The sequence below is a fragment of the Aquaspirillum sp. LM1 genome (assembly GCF_002002905.1).
Taxonomy (GTDB): domain Bacteria; phylum Pseudomonadota; class Gammaproteobacteria; order Burkholderiales; family Aquaspirillaceae; genus Rivihabitans.
Genome location: NZ_CP019509.1, coordinates 3,725,096 through 3,742,015, shown reverse-complemented (window position 1 = coordinate 3,742,015; position 16,920 = coordinate 3,725,096). Strand labels below are relative to the sequence as shown.

Genomic DNA, 16,920 nt, shown 5'->3' with positions numbered 1-16,920 from the left:
ATTAACGTGCTTGCGCCGGCACATCAGCCAGCTGCGCCAGCAGCTCGGCGTGCGCGGCCAGGTCAGCCGGGCGGTATTTCACCACGGTGCTGGCGGGATCATTGCCGAGAAAATTGCCGTTTTTCCAGTTGCGCGCCGGGCGGATCGGGCGCGGCACAAAGCCGCCGCCGCAATTGGGGCAGGTGTGGCCCAGCACGGTGTCGGCGCAATGGGCGCAGAAGGTGCATTCGTAGGAGCAAATCCGCGCGTCGGGGGAGTCGGGTGGCAGCGGTGTATTGCAGTGTTCGCAGGTGGGGCGCAGTTCCAGCATGGCGAGGGCTTTCGGTGGAGGAAACAGATCAGGCAGATTACCCGGGCGGCCCCTGCCTTGCCAGCGGGGATGCGGACACATTGCGGACAGATCAGGACAACTGCACGCCCTATTCTGACGGGGTGGCATCAGCAGCGTGTGATGCGCTGAATACTGGATGGCTGAGGGGGGCTGTGCTGCCGTGTGGGGCGGAAAACGCGTCAATCGACCGCGTTCCCGCCCGAGCGGGTGCCTTACCCCAGTTGCCCGCGCTGGCGCGCCATCGTCATCGCCGTATCCTCAATCATATCCTCCTGCCCCCCCACCATCCCACGCCGGCCCAGCTCCACCAGAATCTCCCGCGCCGGCACCCCATACTTCTGGCTGGCCCGTTTGGCAAACAGCAGGAACGACCCATACACCCCGGCATAGCCCAGGGTCAGCGCATCGCGGTCAATGCGGATCGGGAAGTCCATCATCGGCACTACCAGGTCCTCGGCCACGTCGGTGATCTTCGCCACATCCACCCCGGTGTCGATGCCCATCAGGCTGCACACGGCAATCAGCACTTCCATGGGGGTGTTGCCGGCTCCAGCTCCCAAGCCAGCGGCAGCGGCGTCAATCCGTGTGGCGCCGACTTCAATGGCGGCAATGCTGTTGGCCACGCCCATGGCCAGGTTGTGATGGCCGTGGAAGCCGAGTTCGGTGTCTGGTTTGAGGGCGTCACGTACTGCGCCGAGGCGGGCTTTGACGCCATCGGGCAACAGATGGCCGGCGGAGTCGGTGATGTAGATACAGTTGGCCCCATAGCTTTCCATCAGCCTGGCTTGTTTGACCAAGCCCTCCGGGCTGTTCATATGGCTCATCATCAAAAAGCCAACGGTGTCCATGTCCAGTTTGCGCGCCAGGGTGATGTGCTGTTCCGACACATCCGCTTCGGTGCAGTGGGTGGCGACGCGGATGGTGTGTACGCCCAGGTCACGTGCCATTTTCAGGTGATCGACGGTGCCGATGCCGGGCAATAGCAGGGCGGAGACTTTGGCCTGGGTCATCTTCGGGATCACCGCACCGAGGTATTCTTCGTCGGTATGCGCCGGGAAGCCGTAATTCACTGAGGAGCCGCCCAGGCCATCGCCATGGGTGACTTCAATCAGTGGTACACCGGCTTGGTCCAGGCCGGTGGCGATGCTGACCATTTGTTCCAGCGTCATCAAATGGCGCTTGGGGTGCATGCCGTCACGCAGGGTCATGTCGTGGACGGTGATCTTTTTGCCGTTCAAGGTCATCACAAATTCTCCAGGGGGACTCAGTGCGCGCCGCAACCGGCGGTGCGGGCGATGCCCACGGTGTCGGTCGGGGTCAGTGTCAGCCGACCGGCGAGGATCTGTTCGGCAAACATTTCGGCGGTGCGCGCACCGGCGGCGGTCATGATGTCCAGGTTGCCGGCGTAGGTGGGCAGGAAGTCGCCCAGGCCTTGTACTTCCAGAAACACCGATACCCGATTGCCGTCAAATACCGGGCCATTGACCAGACGATAGCCGGGCACATACTTCTGCACCTCGTGGATCATGGCGTGGATGGATGCGGTGATGGCGGCCTGGTCGGGTGTGGTTTCGGTCAGGCAATGCACGGTATCGCGCATGATCAGCGGCGGTTCTGCCGGGTTGATGATGATGATCGCCTTGCCCTTCTTGGCGCCGCCAACTTTCTCCACTGCGCCAGCAGTGGTGCGGGTGAACTCGTCGATGTTCTTGCGTGTGCCCGGCCCGGCGCTCTTGCTGGAGACGGTGGCGACAATCTCGCCATACGCCACGGGCTGGACCCGGCTGATGGCGGCGACCATCGGGATGGTGGCCTGGCCACCGCAGGTGACCATATTCACATTCATCTCACCGCGGCCAACATGCTGGGCCAGATTCACTGGCGGGACACAGTACGGGCCAATGGCGGCTGGGGTCAGATCAATCATCAACACCCCCAGTGCATTGAGCTTGCGGGTGTTCTCGGCGTGGACATAAGCCGAGGTGGCGTCAAAGGCGATTTGTACGCCATCGGCCAGCACATGGGGGAGCAGACCATCGACGCCGTCAGCGGTGGTCTTCAACCCCAGTTCGGCGGCGCGTTTGAGGCCTTCGGATTCCGGGTCGATGCCGACCATCCAGACCGGGTCAAGGACGGGGCTGCGGCGGAGTTTGTAGAGCAGGTCGGTGCCGATGTTGCCGGGGCCGATCAGCGCGCATTTGATTTTTTGGCTCATTGCAATTCTCTCGTGGGGGGAGGCGACTCAAGCGAACACGGCAGTGACTGAACCCAGACCGGCAATCTCGGCGACAAAGGTCTGGCCTGGCCCGGCATTCACCATGGGGCCCAAGGCCCCGGTCAGCACCATGTCGCCGGCCTGCAGCGGACGGCCATAGCGCACCATCACGTCGGCCAGCCAGACGGCGGCGTTCAGCGGGTTGCCCAGGCAGGCGCGACCGTTGCCGCGCGACACCACCTCGTCGCCCTGTCGCATTTCCATGGCGCAGGCGGCCAGGTCGAATTCTCCCAGCCGGCGCGGCTGGCTGCCGAGCACAAACAGGCCGCTGGAGGCGTTGTCGGCCACGGTATCGACAAAGCGGATGTTCCAGTGGGCAATACGGCTGTCCACCACCTCAATGGCGGGCAGCGCGTAGTCAGTGGCGCGGATCAGGTCGGCGTAGGTGTGACGCTCGTGGGTGAGATCTCGCCCCAGCACCAGGGCGATTTCGGCTTCGACCTTGGGCTGGATCAGCCGGCCTGTGGCAATGGCTTCGCCATCGCCGACGGCCATGTCGGCAAACAGCATGCCGAAGTCGGGTTGATCAACGCCGAGCTGGGCCTGGACGGCCAGCGAGGTGAGGCCGATCTTGCGACCGACCAGACGCCGGCCTGCGGCCAGTGCGCGTTCGGTGTTGTGGTTCTGGATGGCGTAGGCGCTGTCTGCATCCGGGGTGGCCAGGCGATCGCGCAGTGGGGCAATGGGCTGGCCGCTGGTGGCGGCATGGTGCAGCAGGGCGGCGGCGTCGGCGGCGGTCAGGGCAGAGTGGGACATCGGGCGCACCCTTTCAGCCGTTGAGCAGAAAATCAATATGCAGGGTGTTGAAGGTGTCGGGGTCTTCGTACTGCGGCCAGTGGCCACAGTTTTCCATCACCACCATGCGGCTGCGCTTGACCAGGCTGGCCAGCCGTTCGCCCACCGACACCGGCGCGGTGGGGTCGTGGGTGGTCCACAGCACCAGGGTTTCCGCTTCGATGCGGCCCAGCTCGTCGTCGGTGAGCAGGTTTTTCAGGCGGACGTCCATATCTTGCAGACACATGATACTGGCCATGGCCGGCGGCATGTCTGGCAGGCGATAGACGGCAAAGCGCGATTCCACCAGGTCTTCGGTGACGATGCTCGGGTCTTCCATCAGGAATTCCAGGCGCTTGCGGGTGGCTTCGCGGTCGGGGTTTTGCACCGCGTTCAGGCTCAGCGTGCGCAGGCGCTCCATCACCTTGGGGTCGGCAATCATGCCGCCAGCAGTGTTCAGCACCAGCCGTTTGATCCGCTGCGGGTACTGGGCGGCAAAGCGCGCCGCCACCCAGCCGCCAAGCGATTCGCCGGACAAATGCACGCTGTCCAGACCCAGCGTATCGAGCAAATCATGCAAATGCTCGACATAATCGCTGACCTGATAATCCCGCGCCGGTTTGTCAGTAAATCCATGGCCAAGCATATCAATCGCCAGCACGCGAAAATGGGCGGCGTGCGGCAGGATATTGCGCATATAGGCTTCAAGATGGCCGGCAATGCCATGCAGAAAAATCAGCGTATCCGGTCCGCTACCCGCCTCCAGCACGCGGGTGTTGATTCCTTTGACATTGACATGGTGTAGCTTGAATTCGCCGCCAGCGACGGCGGACCACAGGGCGCGCAATTCCGGTTGAACCGGGACATGCATAGGGGAATGCTGGGTCATTCTGGTGTCTCCTTCCATGATGGCTATCGATGAGCTGTGGCCATTAGCATGAAAACAAGACCGAGAATTCGCCAATATTTATTTTCTGCCCAGTAATAGAAAAAAACGCTTAGTTATGGTGCGTCGCAGCAAATGCGCCGCGCACCAGCTCACACAAACCGGCCAGTTCGGCAGCGTGATTGTCTGCCCGCCACACCATCATCAGCTCGACGCTGGGCGGCGCTTCGGCCAGCGGACGACAGCAAATGGATTCATTGGTCAGCGCTGAAACATAAGCCGGCAGCAGCGCACAGCCCATGCCCATGCCCACCAGGTTCAGGTTGAGCAGGATATTGGACGCCTGCTGCACCACATTGCGTTGAATCTGATGGGTGGCGCAGTACTCTTCCACCACGTCGTACACCCGTCCGGAGTACTGCCGGTAGGTGCAGACAAATGCCTCGCCATTCAGCTTGTCTCTGGGTACCTGTTCCAGTGCCGTCAGCGGATGGGTGGCCGGCAGCAGCAGGATAAACGGTTCGTCAAACACCACTTCTCCTTTTAATTCAGTGGATTGAATGGGTGGCCGCATAAAGGCAATGTCGATGTCGCCGCGCAGCAGGGCATCTTCCTGCTCCAGGGTGGGCAGGCTGCGCAGTTCCACATTCAGCTGCGGAAAGCGCATGCGCAGCATGGGCAGGATCACCGGAAAGATCTTGACCTCGGCAGCGGGCACAAAGCCGATGGTCAGCGTGGCCTGGCGCTGCAGCGCCACCTGACGGGCGCGGGCCACCGCCCGGTCGGCCTGGGCCAGGGTCAGCCGCGCTTCGGCCATGAACACCCGGCCAGCGTCGGTCAGATCCACCTTGCGCTTGGAACGTTCGAACAACTGGGTGCCAATTTCGTCTTCCAGATCGCGGATCTGCTGGCTGAGCGAGGGCTGGGCGGTATGCAGGCGCAAGGCGGCGCGGGTGAAATTCAGCTCGTCGGCCACGGCCAGAAAGTAACGCAAGTGTCGAAGTTCCATGTTTCCCCCTATTGATCGTTAGAATGTCTTAATTACAATAAACAAAATATTTCACTTGGCTGTCAAGTGCCCCGATGATCTCTCCCACACCCCAAGGCAAGGGGACACAAGGAGGAGAGGTCTAAATGAACCACAAGTTAGATATTAATGCGCTGGTTGATGCGCAACAGGGCCGGGTGACCCCGCTGATTTATACCGATCCGGATATTTATCAGCTCGAACTGGAGCGGGTATTTGGCCGTTGCTGGTTATTTCTGGCCCATGAAAGCCAAATCCCCAAAGCCGGTGATTTTTTCAACACCTATATGGGCGAAGACCCCATTGTGGTGGTGCGGCAAAAAGATGGTTCGGTCAAGGCTTTTCTCAATCAGTGCCGCCACCGCTCAATGCGGGTGAGCTACGCCGATTCGGGCAATACCCGCGCTTTTACCTGTCCTTACCATGGCTGGTCGTATGGGGTGGATGGTCAGCTGATTGAAGTGCCGCTGGAGCCGCGCGCCTATCCGCAAGGGCTGTGCAAGGAAAAATGGGGGCTGCAGGAAGTCACCCGGGTGACCAGCTACAAGGGCCTGATCTTTGGCAACTGGGACGCCACCGCGCCCAGCCTGGAAGCGTACATGGGCGACATGGCCTGGTATCTGGACGGCGTGCTCGACCGCCGCGAGGGCGGTACCGAAATCATCGGTGGCGTGCACAAGTGGGTGATTGAGTGCAACTGGAAGTTCCCGGCTGAGCAGTTTGCCAGCGACCAATACCACGCGCTGTTCTCGCACGCCTCTGCCGTGCAGGTGCTCGGTGTCAAGCCGGAAGACGTCAACAAGCCGCTGGGCAGCGGGCAAACGCCGCGCCCGGTGTGGGAAACCGCCAAGGACGCGCTGCAATACGGCCAGGATGGCCACGGCAGCGGCTTTTTCTTTACCGAAAAACCCGACGCCAATGTCTGGGTGGATGGCGAAGTGTCGCAATACTTCCGCGACACCTACGCCGAGGCCGAGCAGCGGCTGGGCAAGGTGCGCGCGCTGCGCCTGGCCGGCCACAACAATATGTTCCCCAACCTGTCCTGGCTCAATGGCACCGCCACCCTGCGCGTGTGGCACCCGCGCGGCCCCAACCAGGTGGAAGTGTGGGCGTTCTGCATTGCCGACAAAAATGCCCCGGACGAAGTGAAAACCGCCTTTGAACGCAGCGCCACCCGCGCCTTTGGCCCGGCGGGTTTTCTGGAGCAGGACGACTCGGAAAACTGGGTGGAAGTGCAAAAAATCCTGCGCGGCCAGCGCGCCCGCACTTCGCCGCTGTGCCTGGAAATGGGCCTGGGCCAGGAGCGCCTGCGCGACGACGGCATTCCCGGCATCACCAATTATATTTTTTCCGAAACCGGCGCGCGCGGCATGTACCGCCGCTGGGCTGACCTGCTGATTTCTGACAGCTGGGAAGAAGTCCAGGCCCGCACCCAACAATTCCAGCAGGAGATTCTGAAGTGAGCACGCTTGCCGAAACTGCCCTGACCCCGGTGTCGATTGAGCTGCACCACGAAATCGCCCAGTTTCTCTACCACGAAGCCAACCTGCTGGACGACTGGAAGTTCCGCGACTGGCTGGACCTGCTGGGCGAGGACATCCACTACGCCATGCGCACCGTGGTCAATGCGCAAACCCGCGACCGCCGTCGCGGCGTGCAGCCGCCCACCACCTGGATTTTCAATGAAAACAAGTTCCAGCTGGAGCGCCGGGTGGCGCGGCTGGAAACCGGCATGGCCTGGGCAGAAGAGCCGCCATCGCGCACCCGTCATCTGGTCAACAACCTGACCATCACCCCCACCGAAGTGTGTGGTGAATTTGACGTGCGGGTGAACTACCTGCTGTACCGCTCGCAAAAGGAACGCGACGAAACCTTTTACGTTGGCGTGCGCTTTGACCGGCTGCGCAAGGTAGCCGGCGCGGCGGGCTGGCAGGTGTGCAAGCGCGAAATCGTGCTCGATCAAGTGGTGCTCACCTCGCACAACCTGAGCGTGTTTTTCTGATCATGCGCCGGGTTTTTGTCTGCAAGACCGGCGAGCTGGCCGAGGGCGATGCCCGCAAGGTGGACTGCCAGCCCGCCGCACTGGCGGTGTTCAATTCCGGGGGCGTGCTGTACGCCACCCTGGATATGTGCAGCCATGGCAATGCCTCGATGTCGGAAGGCTATCTGGAAGACGACGGCACGGTGGAGTGCCCGCTGCACGCTGCGCGGTTTTGCCTGAAAACCGGGCGGGCGCTGTGCCTGCCCGCCACCGACCCGTTGCGTACCTTCCCGGTGGTGGAAGACGGCGGAGCGATTTATGTGGAAGTCCCGGAGGAATCAGCATGAGCTGGCTGAACAATGAAGTGGCGCTGATTACCGGCGGTGGCTCAGGCCTGGGCCTGGCCCTGGTCGAGCGTTTTCTGCAAGAAGGTGCCAAGGTAGCGGTGATTCAGCGTTCCGCCGACAAGGTGGCGCTGCTGCGCGAGCGTTTTGGCGATGAAATCGTCGCCGTGCAGGGCGACGTGACCCGCTACGCCGACAACCAGCGCGCGGTGGACGCCACCCTTGAGCGCTTTGGCAAGCTGGATTGCTTTATCGGCAATGCAGCGGTGTGGGACCACGCCGCCAGCCTGACCGGGTTGTCCGCCGAGCAACTGGACCAGGGCTTTGACGAGCTGTTTGCCATCAATGTCAAAGGCTACCTGCTGGGGGCCAAGGCGGCATCGGCGGCGCTGATTGCCTCGCAGGGCAGCATGATTTTCAGCCTGTCCAACGCGGCGTTTTACCCCGGCGGTGGCGGCCCGCTGTACACCGCCAGCAAGCACGCGGCGGTGGGGCTGATTCGCCAGCTGGCCTACGAGCTGGCCCCCAAGGTGCGCGTCAACGGCGTGGCCCCGTGTGGCATGGCCAGCGATTTGCGCGGCCCGGCCTCGCTGGGGCAAGACCAGCTGCGCATCATGGATTCGCGCACGCCGGAGGCGATTGCCAGCATTCTGCCGCTGCAATTCTTTCCCGACGCGGCGGACTTCACCGGCCCGTTTGTGCTGCTGGCCTCGCGCGCCAATAACCGCACGCTCAGCGGCGTGCTGATCAACGCCGACGCCGGGCTGGGCATTCGCGGCATCCGCCATGTGGCAGGTGGCCTGCACCTGTAACCCCCCGGATTTCCCCTACTGAACCGCCCAGTGCCATCCGGTGGCGCTGGGCCTGGAGACTGGCATGCCTGTCAAACTGATCTGCGCCTCGCATACCCCGCTGATGGACTTCTGTTCGCCCGGTGCCGAGGTGGAACGCGCGGTGCGCGATACCTTTGCCACCCTGGCCGCCGAAGTGCGCGACTACCACCCTGAGCTGGTGGTGGTGTTTGGCCCCGACCACTTCAATGGGTTTTTCTATGACCTGATGCCGTCGTTCTGCATTGGCGTGCGCGCCGCCGCTGCCGGCGACTGGGACATCGGCCACGGCCCGCTGGCGGTGCCGGAAGCCCAGGCGCTGGACCTGGTCAAGGCGGTGCTGGCTGACGATGTGGACGTGGCCTACTCCTACCGCATGCAGGCCGACCACGGCTTTACCCAGCCGCTGGAGCTGCTGTGCGGCAGTATCACCCGCTACCCGGCCATTCCGGTGTTTGTCAACGGCGCGGCCAAACCCTTGCCGTCGTGCCGGCGCAGCGTGGCGCTGGGCCGTGCCATTGGCCGCCATCTGGCCGGCAGCCAGCAGCGCATTCTGCTGATTGGCTCGGGTGGGTTGTCGCACGACCCGCCCACCCCGCAAATGGGCTCGGTGCCGCCCGAGGTGGAAGAATTTCTGATTGGCGGGCGCAACCCGACGCCAGAAGCGCGCCAGGCGCGTCAGGCACGGGTGGTGGCCACCGGCCAGGCGCTGGCGCGCGGCGAAGGCGCGTCGCTGCCATTGAACGCTGACTGGGATAAACAGCTGATGGAAGCCTTCCGCATCGGCGATTTTGACGCGCTGGCCGCGCTCAGCGACGAAGCCATCCTGCGCGATGGTGGCCGGGGTGGCCAGGAAATCCGCGCCTGGATTGCCGCCTTTGCCGCGCTGGCCGAGTTTGGCCCCTACCACGCCGAAGTGCGCTACTACCACCCAATCCAGGAATGGATCGCCGGCATGGGCATGATGAGCGCCCAGCCGGTGGGCCAGTGAACGGGAGCCGCGCGTGACTGAAGCTGTTTTTGTCATCGTGGGTGCCGGCCAGGCCGGGGCCATGGCCGCCGCTGAACTGCGCCAGCAAGGCTTTACCGGCCAGCTGATCCTGATCGGGGCGGAACCCCACCTGCCCTACGAACGCCCACCGCTGTCCAAGGACGCGCTGCTGCAGCCGGAACGCCCGCACTGCCCGATTTTTGCCGACACGTTTTATCAGCAGCAGGCCATCACCCTGAAGCTGGGGGTGTCGGTGCTGGCGATTGACCCCGCCGCGCATCAGCTGCAGCTCAGCGACGGCAGCACCCAGGCATTCGACAAACTGTTGCTCACCCCTGGCGCGACGGTGCGCCGCCTGCCGCTGCTGGATCAACTGGGCGACGACGTGTACACCCTGCGCAGCCTGGACGACGCTCAGCGTTTGCGGGCGGTGCTGCGCCCTGGCCAGCGGGTGTTGCTGGTGGGCGGCGGCGTCATCGGCATGGAGCTGGCCGCCAGCGCCTGCGAGCTGGGGGTACATGCCAGCGTGATTGAATGCAGCCCGAGCATCATGGCCCGCTGCGCGCCGCCGCTGCTGCGCGACTTCCTGACCGACTTGCACCGGCAGCGCGGTGTGGCGGTGCATCTGGGCCAGCCGCTGGTGGCGGCACAGCGCCACGCCAGCGGCGATATCACGCTGACCCTGGCCGATGGCCAGCAACTGACTGGCGACGCGGTGGTGTACGGCATTGGCGTCATCCCCGACACCACCCTGGCCGAACAGGCCGGGCTCGCGGTGGCGCAGGGGATTGTGATTGACCCCAGCAGCCGGACCTCACACCCGGACATCTACGCCGCAGGCGATGCCTGCTGCCAGATCGACCCGGCCAGTGGCCAGTACCTGCGCCGGGAAACCTGGGAAAGCGCCAAAAACCAGGCGGTGGCCGCCGCCCACGCCATGCTGGGCCTGCCGCTGCCCGTTGTGGATGTACCGTGGTTCTGGACCGATCAGTGCGGGCTGAATATCCAGTTTGCTGGTGATATGCAAGCACCGGAATGGGGGGTGCGCGGCGAACTGGCCCAAGGCCAGGCCGTGCTGTTTGGCCTGGATGACGGCGTGCTGACCGGTGCGATTACTGTCAACCAGGGCCGGGAAATGCGCAGCGCCAGACAACTGATTGCCAAACAGGCGCGGCTGCCCCTCGCTGTGTTGCAAGACCCGGCGCACAGCCTGCGCAACCTGGCGCGCCAGATCGAATGACCCGCCGTCAACCCAACCTATACAACACAACAGATCGACCCTGATCGATCCATCACGAGGAGACTTTTCATGAAATACCCAACCCTGCTGGCACTTTCGGCGCTGACCAGCCTGAGCGCCGCCCCGGCGCTGGCCGACATTCAGGTGGGCGTGACCATTTCCGCCACCGGCCCGGCGGCTTCGCTGGGCATTGCCGAAAAAAACACCATTGCCCTGCTGCCCACCCAGGTGGGCGGAGAAAAAATCCACTACACCATTCTGGACGACGCCTCCGACACCACCCAGGCGGTCAAGAACGTGCGCAAGCTGATTGCCGAAGACAAGGTGGACGTGATTCTCGGCTCGACCACCACGCCCAATTCATTGGCCATGGTGGATGTCGCCGCCAGCGAGCAGGTGGCGATGATTGCCTTTGCCCCGATTGCCGAACCCGCCGACCCGAAAAAACAGCGCTGGGTGTTTCGCACCCCGCAAAGCGAAGCGCAGATGACCGCACTGATTGCCGCGCACATGAAAAAAACCGGGATCAAGAGCGTGGCGTTCATCGGGTTTTCCGACGCCTACGGCGATAACTGGCTGAAAAACATCACTGTGTCGCTGCAGGCGCAGGGCATCCAGCTGGTGTCTACCGAGCGCTTCAACCGCGCCGACACCTCGGTCAGCGGCCAGGTGCTGAAAACCCTGACCACCCGCCCGGATGCAGTGTTTATCGCCGCGTCCGGCACCCCGGCGGCGCTGCCGCAAAAAACGCTCAAGGAGCGCGGCTTTGCCGGCAAGATTTATCAAACCCACGGCGTGGCCAACCAGGACTTCCTGCGCGTCTGCGGCAAGGATTGCGACGGTGCTTTCCTGCCGGTAGGCCCAATGCTGGTGGCCGACCAGCTGCCAGCAGCCAGCCCGGTGAAAAAAGCCGCGCTGGCGTATGTCGGCAAATACGAAGCCGCCTATGGCAAGGGCAGTACATCGATGTTTGGCGGCTATGCCTGGGACGCTGGCCAGCTGCTGGTCAATGCCTTTCCCGTGGCGCTGAAAACGGCCAAACCAGGCACGCCGGCCTTCCGCGCCGCCTTGCGTGATGCGCTGGAAGCCAGCAAGGAAGTGGCCGGCGTGCATGGCGTGTACACCCTGAGCCCGGGCAATCACCTCGGCCAGGACGAGCGTTCGCGGGTGATGGTGCAAATCAGCGCCGGCAAATGGGTGCTGGTGCCGTAATTCCCCCAGCCTGTGCTGGGGTCTGATGCGCCGGGGCGGTCTGCCCCGGCGGGATTTTCACTGTTTACCGGATTCCGCCAGCGGCCATGAGCCGGCCTGGCGGCGTGGGGTTTGCCATGGATGTACAGATTGCACTGTTCCTGGCGCAAGACGGCGTCACCACCGGGGCCATTTATGCCCTGCTGGCGCTGGCGCTGGTGCTGGTGTTTGCCGTGACACGCGTTATTTTCATTCCCCAGGGCGAGTTTGTCGCCTATGGGGCGCTCACCCTGGCGATGATCCAGACCGGCCAACTGCCGGCCACGCTGTGGCTGCTGCTGGCCATGGGCGTTGCCGCCTGCGTGCTCGACGGCGTGCCCGCCGTGCGCAAGCGCCAGTTTGCCCGGCTGGGCCGGGTACTGGGCTGGAACCTGGCCTATCCGCTTTTGCTGTGGCTGGCGCTGGCCGGGCTGCCGCTGGCCCGCTTGCCCATGCTGGGGCAGATTGTCCTGGCGCTGGCGGTGGTGGTGCCGATGGGGCCGTTGATTTACCGGCTGGTGTACCAGCCGATTGCCTCGGCGTCGGTGCTGATCCTGCTGATTACCTCGATGGCGGTGCATGTGACGATGGCCGGGCTGGGCCTGCTGTTTTTTGGTGCCGAAGGCCAGCGCACGCCTCCGTTTAGCGATGCGCGGTTTTCCGTTAACGAGGTGATGCAAATCAGTGGGCAAAGTCTCTGGGTGGTGCTGGCTTCGCTGGCGCTGATTGCCGCGCTGTATGTGTTTTTTGAGCGCAGCCTGTACGGCAAGGTGCTCAAGGCCACCGCGTTTAACCGGGTGGGCGCGCGGCTGATGGGCTTTTCGCCGGTGCTGGCCGGTCGGCTGACGTTTTTTCTGGCGGCGCTGATTGGCGCACTGTCCGGCATCCTGATTGCCCCGATGACCACCATTTATTACGACACCGGGTTTCTGATTGCACTCAAGGGTTTTGTTGGCGCCATCATCGGCGGGCTGGCCAGTTATCCGGTGGCCGCCGCTGGCGCGCTGGTGGTGGGCCTGCTTGAGGCGTTTGCCTCGTTCTGGGCCAGCACCTACAAGGAAGTGATCGTATTCACCCTGATTATCCCGGTGCTGCTGTGGCGCTCGCTGAAAAGCCACCACATGGAGGACGAAGAATGAAGCCGCTTTCCGCACATTGGGTGTTGGGCATTTTTCTGTTGCTGATGCTGCTCAGCCCGTGGCTGCTGCCGCCGTTTTACCTGACCTTGCTCAACTATATCGGCCTGTACGCCCTGGCCGCGCTGGGCCTGGTGCTGCTGACCGGCGTGGGCGGGCTGACCAGCTTTGGCCAGGCGGCATTTGTCGGCCTGGGCGCGTACACCACGGCTGTATTGTGTACCTCAAGCACCTTGCCCGGCTGGCTGGCCTGGGCCGGTCAGTCGCCCTGGCTGGGGCTGCTGGGCGGCCTGCTGCTGACGGCCACCCTGGCGCTGGTGCTGGGCTCGCTGAGCCTGAAGCTGTCGGGCTATTTTTTACCGCTGGGCACCATCGCCTGGGGCATCTCGCTGTACTTCCTGTTTGGCACGCTGGAATTTCTTGGCGGGCATTCCGGGGTGTCGGGCATTCCGCCGGTCGCCATTGGCGGCTGGCTGCTGGACGACGCGCACGAGATGTTTTATCTGATCTGGGCGTTTTTGCTGTGCGCCATGTTCACCACGCAAAACCTGCTGGATTCACGCGAGGGCCGGGCGATTCGTGCGCTCAAGGGCGGCATGGTGATGGCCGAGGCCATGGGGGTGAACACTTCGCGTTCACGCATGGTGATTTTTGTCATCGCCGCGCTGCACGCCGCTGCTGCTGGCTGGCTGTACGCGCACATGCAGCGCTTTATCAACCCCAGCCCATTCAGCCTGTCCAGCGGCATTGAGTTTCTGTTCATGGCGGTGATTGGCGGGGCCGGCCAGGTGTGGGGTGCGCTGCTGGGGGCCGGGGTGTTGACCGTGCTCAAGCAATGGCTGCAAAACCTGTTGCCGCTGGTACTGGGCGACAGTGGCAACTTTGAAGTGATTGTGTTTGGCGTGCTGATGGTGTTCATCCTGCAACGCAGCAGCCAGGGCTTGTGGCCGCTGCTGGCGCGCTGGGTGCCGGTGCGCCGCGTGGTGCGCACGGTGGACGAGCACGCGCCGGCGCTGGCACACAAGCCGCCGCCGCCCGCCGGGCAAGTGGTGCTGGAGGCGCGCGGTGTCACCCGCCAGTTTGGCGGCCTGGTCGCCAATAACAACATGAGCCTGCATGTCAAAGCCGGTGAAATCCTGGCGCTGATCGGCCCCAACGGTGCCGGCAAAAGCACCATGTTCAACCAGCTCTCCGGGGTGGACACGCCCACTTCGGGCGAGGTGCTGTTTCGCGGCCAGCCGGTCACCGGCCAGGACTCCCGCCACATTGCCCGCATGGGCATGAGCCGCACCTTTCAGCATGTGAAGCTACTGCCAAGCATGAGCGTGCTGGAAAACGTGGCAATTGGCACCCACCTGCGCGGCGAGCGCGGGGTGTTGTCCGCTGCCTGGCGGCTGGACCGCAGCGAAGAAGCCCGCCTGCTGGCCGAAGCGGCGCGGCAACTGCGCCGGGTGGGGCTGGGCGACATGCTGCACGAAGAAGCCGGCAGCCTGGCGCTGGGCCAGCAGCGGATTCTGGAAATCGCCCGCGCCCTGTGCGCCGACCCGTGCGTGCTGCTGCTGGACGAACCCGCCGCCGGCCTGCGCCATCAGGAAAAAGCCGCGCTGGCGGCGCTGCTACGCCAATTGCGCGCCGACGGCATGGCCATTTTGCTGGTGGAGCACGACATGGACTTTGTCATGGGCCTGGTGGATCGGGTGGTGGTGATGGAATTCGGCGAAAAAATCGCCGAAGGCCTGCCGGAAGAAGTGCAACAGAATCCAGCCGTGCTGGAAGCCTATCTGGGGGGCGTATGAGCCTGCATCACCCTGTAAATCCGGTGCTGGACGTGCGCCAGCTGTCAGTGGCCTATGGCAAGGTGGAGGCGGTCAGCAATATCAGCCTCACCGTGGGCGAAGGGCAGATCGTGACCGTGATCGGCCCCAACGGTGCCGGCAAAACCACCCTGCTGTCGGCCATCATGGGCCTGCTGGCGTCGCGTGGCGACCTGGTGTTTGCCGGCGAACCACAACCCACGCCCGAGGTGGAAACCCTGGTGGCGCGCGGCCTGTGCCTGGTGCCGGAAAAACGCGAGCTGTTTGCCGAAATGAGCGTGGAAGACAATCTGCTGCTGGGCGCGTTTCAGCGCCACCGGCTGGGCCACCGCGACCACGCCGCCGCCATGGAAGAAGTCTACGCGCTGTTTCCCCGGCTGAAAGAACGGCGCAAACAAGCCGCCGGAACGATGTCTGGCGGCGAGCGGCAAATGCTGGCGGTGGGCCGCGCACTGATGGGCAAGCCCCGGCTGCTGATGCTGGACGAACCCAGCCTGGGCCTGGCCCCGCTGATTGTGCGCGATATTTTCCGCATCATCGCCGAACTGCGCCGGCGCGGCGTGTCGATCCTGCTGGTGGAACAAAACGCCCGCGCCGCGCTGCAAGTGGCCGACTACGCCTATGTGCTGGAAAACGGGCAAGTGCATATGCAAGGCCCGGCGCGCGAACTGGCGGATGATCCTCGGGTGGTGGAGGCGTATCTGGGGCTGGGGAGCAAGCATCAGGCGATGTTGAGCAGCTGAAGCTTTTTGGTAAACCAACAGCAGACGGCCCGATGATCGGGCCGTTTTTGCTTAATCCGCGCAGGCAAACCAGTCAAAAATGAGGCGCAAAGCCTTTTTGCGTGCGCCCTCTTGGGAGAGTTTGCCTGATATGATAGCTGTTGCATCCCGTGTGATCATATTCCAATTCGTAGCAGGCCACTCTTCTGGGCAAGAGACATGATGCGTGGTCTAATTGAGACCTTGAAAGCAGAGCAATCAACATGAGTGAAGTCCACGCCCAGGCTCGAACCACCCCTCGTACGCGAGCGGAGATCAAGAATTCAGCCGCATCGTTGCTTGAGTTGGCAAAACGCTACAACATCAGCGTGGCAACCGCACGCAAGTGGAAACAGCGCGACAGCCCGGAGGATTTATCCCATCGCCCGCACAAGCTCTGCACCACGCTGACTCCGGCACAAGAGGCGATTGCCGTGGCCTTGCGAAGCCTGACGCTACTGGGATTGGATGACCTGGTCGCTGTGGTGCGCGAATTCATCAATCCAGACGTCTCTCGCTCTGGGCTGGATCGCTGTCTGCGCCGCCATGGCGTGGCCAATTTGCGTCAACTGCAAGCCCAGGCGCTGGCTGATGCCGGCCAGGTTGAGCCACAGGTCAAAACCTTCAAGGATTACGAACCTGGCTTCCTGCACATGGATATCAAGTACTTGCCGCGGATGCCTGACGAGAAAGAGCGACGTTACCTGTTTGTAGCCATCGACCGCGCCACACGCTGGGTGTTCATGCATATCTATGCCGACCAAAGTGAGCAAAGCAGCGTGGACTTTTTAAACCGGCTGGAACGCGCGGCACCGATGAAGATCGTCAAATTGCTCACTGACAACGGCAGTCAGTTCACCGACCGCTTCACCAGCAAAAAGCGTGAGCCAACCGGACGCCACGCCTTTGATGTCCGTTGCATGACGCTGAATATTGAGCACCGCCTGTGCCCGCCGCGCCACCCGCAGACAAACGGGATGGTTGAGCGCTTCAATGGCCGAATCAGTGAGGTGGTGAACCAGACCCGATTTGCTTCAGCGGCTGAGTTGGAGACAACGCTTAAGCGCTATGTGAACACTTACAACCAGCAGATTCCGCAGCGTGCGCTCAACCATCTTTCGCCCATTCAGGCGCTGAAAGAATGGCAGAAGAAAAAACCTGAATTGTTCAAGAAGCGCATTTATAACCAGGCGGGACTTGACACCTAGGGACGCGCTGATTTATTCAGAAAAACCGTGTTTGCCAAAAGCAAAACCCAGCAAAATCAACACCCTGGATTCCCGCCTTCGCGGGAATGACG

17 protein-coding genes are annotated in these 16,920 nt (G+C 62.9%); 11 read left to right on the top strand and 6 right to left on the bottom strand.

Translation table 11 applies throughout. From position 1 onward, the window contains the following. Position 1 precedes the first annotated feature (1 nt). From BXU06_RS16160 to hcaR, 6 genes are all read right to left on the bottom strand, one after another. The gene (locus BXU06_RS16160) at positions 2-310 is read right to left on the bottom strand and encodes a DUF1272 domain-containing protein (protein ID WP_077301990.1); all 309 of its coding nucleotides are present in this window, start codon (positions 308-310) and stop codon (positions 2-4) included. A 233-nt stretch (positions 311-543) separates the two neighbouring features. Next, complete coding sequence (dmpG, locus tag BXU06_RS16155) at positions 544-1,575, bottom strand: 4-hydroxy-2-oxovalerate aldolase (protein WP_077301987.1); 1,032 nt, start codon at positions 1,573-1,575, stop codon at positions 544-546. Positions 1,576-1,595: 20 nt separating this feature from the next. After that, a complete protein-coding gene (locus tag BXU06_RS16150; RefSeq protein WP_077301984.1) occupies positions 1,596-2,546 on the bottom strand; it encodes an acetaldehyde dehydrogenase (acetylating) in 951 nt (316 codons plus the stop codon). A gap of 27 nt (positions 2,547-2,573) precedes the next feature. Continuing rightward, positions 2,574-3,362 carry a 2-keto-4-pentenoate hydratase gene (gene mhpD, locus BXU06_RS16145; protein WP_077301981.1) on the bottom strand — a complete coding sequence of 263 codons (789 nt, stop codon included), beginning with the start codon at positions 3,360-3,362 and terminating at the stop codon, positions 2,574-2,576. Positions 3,363-3,375: 13 nt separating this feature from the next. After that, positions 3,376-4,269, bottom strand: coding sequence for an alpha/beta fold hydrolase (locus BXU06_RS16140; RefSeq protein WP_150125247.1), 894 nt, complete (start codon positions 4,267-4,269; stop codon positions 3,376-3,378). Positions 4,270-4,378: 109 nt separating this feature from the next. Next, on the bottom strand, positions 4,379-5,275 hold the full coding sequence (gene hcaR / locus BXU06_RS16135) for a DNA-binding transcriptional regulator HcaR (protein ID WP_077301976.1): 897 nt from the start codon (positions 5,273-5,275) through the stop codon (positions 4,379-4,381). A gap of 125 nt (positions 5,276-5,400) precedes the next feature. On the opposite strand from hcaR, the gene hcaE reads away from it, so the two are divergent. From hcaE to BXU06_RS16080, 11 genes are all read left to right on the top strand, one after another. After that, a complete protein-coding gene (hcaE, locus tag BXU06_RS16130) occupies positions 5,401-6,756 on the top strand; it encodes a 3-phenylpropionate/cinnamic acid dioxygenase subunit alpha (protein ID WP_077301973.1) in 1,356 nt (451 codons plus the stop codon). Next, a complete protein-coding gene (hcaF, locus tag BXU06_RS16125) occupies positions 6,753-7,295 on the top strand; it encodes a 3-phenylpropionate/cinnamic acid dioxygenase subunit beta (protein WP_216352501.1) in 543 nt (180 codons plus the stop codon). The genes hcaE and hcaF overlap by 4 nt, the downstream gene beginning before the upstream one ends. A 2-nt stretch (positions 7,296-7,297) precedes the next feature. Next, entirely contained in the window at positions 7,298-7,621 is a 324-nt protein-coding gene (gene hcaC / locus BXU06_RS16120; protein ID WP_077301970.1) for a 3-phenylpropionate/cinnamic acid dioxygenase ferredoxin subunit, read from the top strand. Continuing rightward, on the top strand, positions 7,618-8,430 hold the full coding sequence (gene hcaB / locus BXU06_RS16115) for a 3-phenylpropionate-dihydrodiol/cinnamic acid-dihydrodiol dehydrogenase (protein ID WP_077301967.1): 813 nt from the start codon (positions 7,618-7,620) through the stop codon (positions 8,428-8,430). Before hcaC ends, hcaB begins: the two co-directional genes overlap by 4 nt. 64 nt (positions 8,431-8,494) lie before the next feature. Continuing rightward, positions 8,495-9,439 (top strand): 3-carboxyethylcatechol 2,3-dioxygenase, encoded by a 945-nt coding sequence (locus BXU06_RS16110; RefSeq protein ID WP_077301964.1) that lies wholly within the window; start codon positions 8,495-8,497, stop codon positions 9,437-9,439. A 13-nt stretch (positions 9,440-9,452) separates the two neighbouring features. After that, on the top strand, positions 9,453-10,679 hold the full coding sequence (gene hcaD, locus BXU06_RS16105) for a 3-phenylpropionate/cinnamic acid dioxygenase ferredoxin--NAD(+) reductase subunit (RefSeq protein WP_077301961.1): 1,227 nt from the start codon (positions 9,453-9,455) through the stop codon (positions 10,677-10,679). 69 nt (positions 10,680-10,748) lie between these two features. Then, positions 10,749-11,891, top strand: a complete 1,143-nt coding sequence (locus tag BXU06_RS16100; protein WP_077301958.1) for an ABC transporter substrate-binding protein — start codon at positions 10,749-10,751, stop codon at positions 11,889-11,891. 86 nt (positions 11,892-11,977) lie between these two features. Next, positions 11,978-13,048, top strand: coding sequence for a branched-chain amino acid ABC transporter permease (locus BXU06_RS16095; protein ID WP_216352500.1), 1,071 nt, complete (start codon positions 11,978-11,980; stop codon positions 13,046-13,048). Next, positions 13,045-14,841: an ATP-binding cassette domain-containing protein gene (locus BXU06_RS16090; RefSeq protein ID WP_077301955.1), complete on the top strand. Its 1,797-nt coding sequence runs from the start codon at positions 13,045-13,047 to the stop codon at positions 14,839-14,841. Before BXU06_RS16095 ends, BXU06_RS16090 begins: the two co-directional genes overlap by 4 nt. Positions 14,842-14,864: 23 nt before the next feature. Continuing rightward, a complete protein-coding gene (locus BXU06_RS16085; protein WP_374754336.1) occupies positions 14,865-15,602 on the top strand; it encodes an ABC transporter ATP-binding protein in 738 nt (245 codons plus the stop codon). Positions 15,603-15,844: 242 nt separating this feature from the next. Then, positions 15,845-16,828, top strand: a complete 984-nt coding sequence (locus BXU06_RS16080; protein WP_077301949.1) for an IS481 family transposase — start codon at positions 15,845-15,847, stop codon at positions 16,826-16,828. The last annotated feature ends 92 nt before the right edge of the window (positions 16,829-16,920 follow it).

Bases quoted from the DNA above. Each gene is read 5' to 3' on its own strand.
- mhpD (WP_077301981.1), bottom strand. From the start codon at position 3,362: ATGTCCCACTCTGCCCTGACCGCCGCCGACGCCGCCGCCCTGCTGCAC.
- hcaC (WP_077301970.1), top strand. From the start codon at position 7,298: ATGCGCCGGGTTTTTGTCTGCAAGACCGGCGAGCTGGCCGAGGGCGAT.
- BXU06_RS16100 (WP_077301958.1), top strand. From the start codon at position 10,749: ATGAAATACCCAACCCTGCTGGCACTTTCGGCGCTGACCAGCCTGAGC.
- BXU06_RS16110 (WP_077301964.1), top strand. From the start codon at position 8,495: ATGCCTGTCAAACTGATCTGCGCCTCGCATACCCCGCTGATGGACTTC.
- BXU06_RS16095 (WP_216352500.1), top strand. From the start codon at position 11,978: ATGAGCCGGCCTGGCGGCGTGGGGTTTGCCATGGATGTACAGATTGCA.
- hcaB (WP_077301967.1), top strand. From the start codon at position 7,618: ATGAGCTGGCTGAACAATGAAGTGGCGCTGATTACCGGCGGTGGCTCA.
- BXU06_RS16160 (WP_077301990.1), bottom strand. From the start codon at position 310: ATGCTGGAACTGCGCCCCACCTGCGAACACTGCAATACACCGCTGCCA.
- hcaE (WP_077301973.1), top strand. From the start codon at position 5,401: ATGAACCACAAGTTAGATATTAATGCGCTGGTTGATGCGCAACAGGGC.
- BXU06_RS16080 (WP_077301949.1), top strand. From the start codon at position 15,845: ATGAGTGAAGTCCACGCCCAGGCTCGAACCACCCCTCGTACGCGAGCG.
- BXU06_RS16090 (WP_077301955.1), top strand. From the start codon at position 13,045: ATGAAGCCGCTTTCCGCACATTGGGTGTTGGGCATTTTTCTGTTGCTG.
- BXU06_RS16150 (WP_077301984.1), bottom strand. From the start codon at position 2,546: ATGAGCCAAAAAATCAAATGCGCGCTGATCGGCCCCGGCAACATCGGC.
- hcaR (WP_077301976.1), bottom strand. From the start codon at position 5,275: ATGGAACTTCGACACTTGCGTTACTTTCTGGCCGTGGCCGACGAGCTG.
- dmpG (WP_077301987.1), bottom strand. From the start codon at position 1,575: ATGACCTTGAACGGCAAAAAGATCACCGTCCACGACATGACCCTGCGT.
- BXU06_RS16140 (WP_150125247.1), bottom strand. From the start codon at position 4,269: ATGACCCAGCATTCCCCTATGCATGTCCCGGTTCAACCGGAATTGCGC.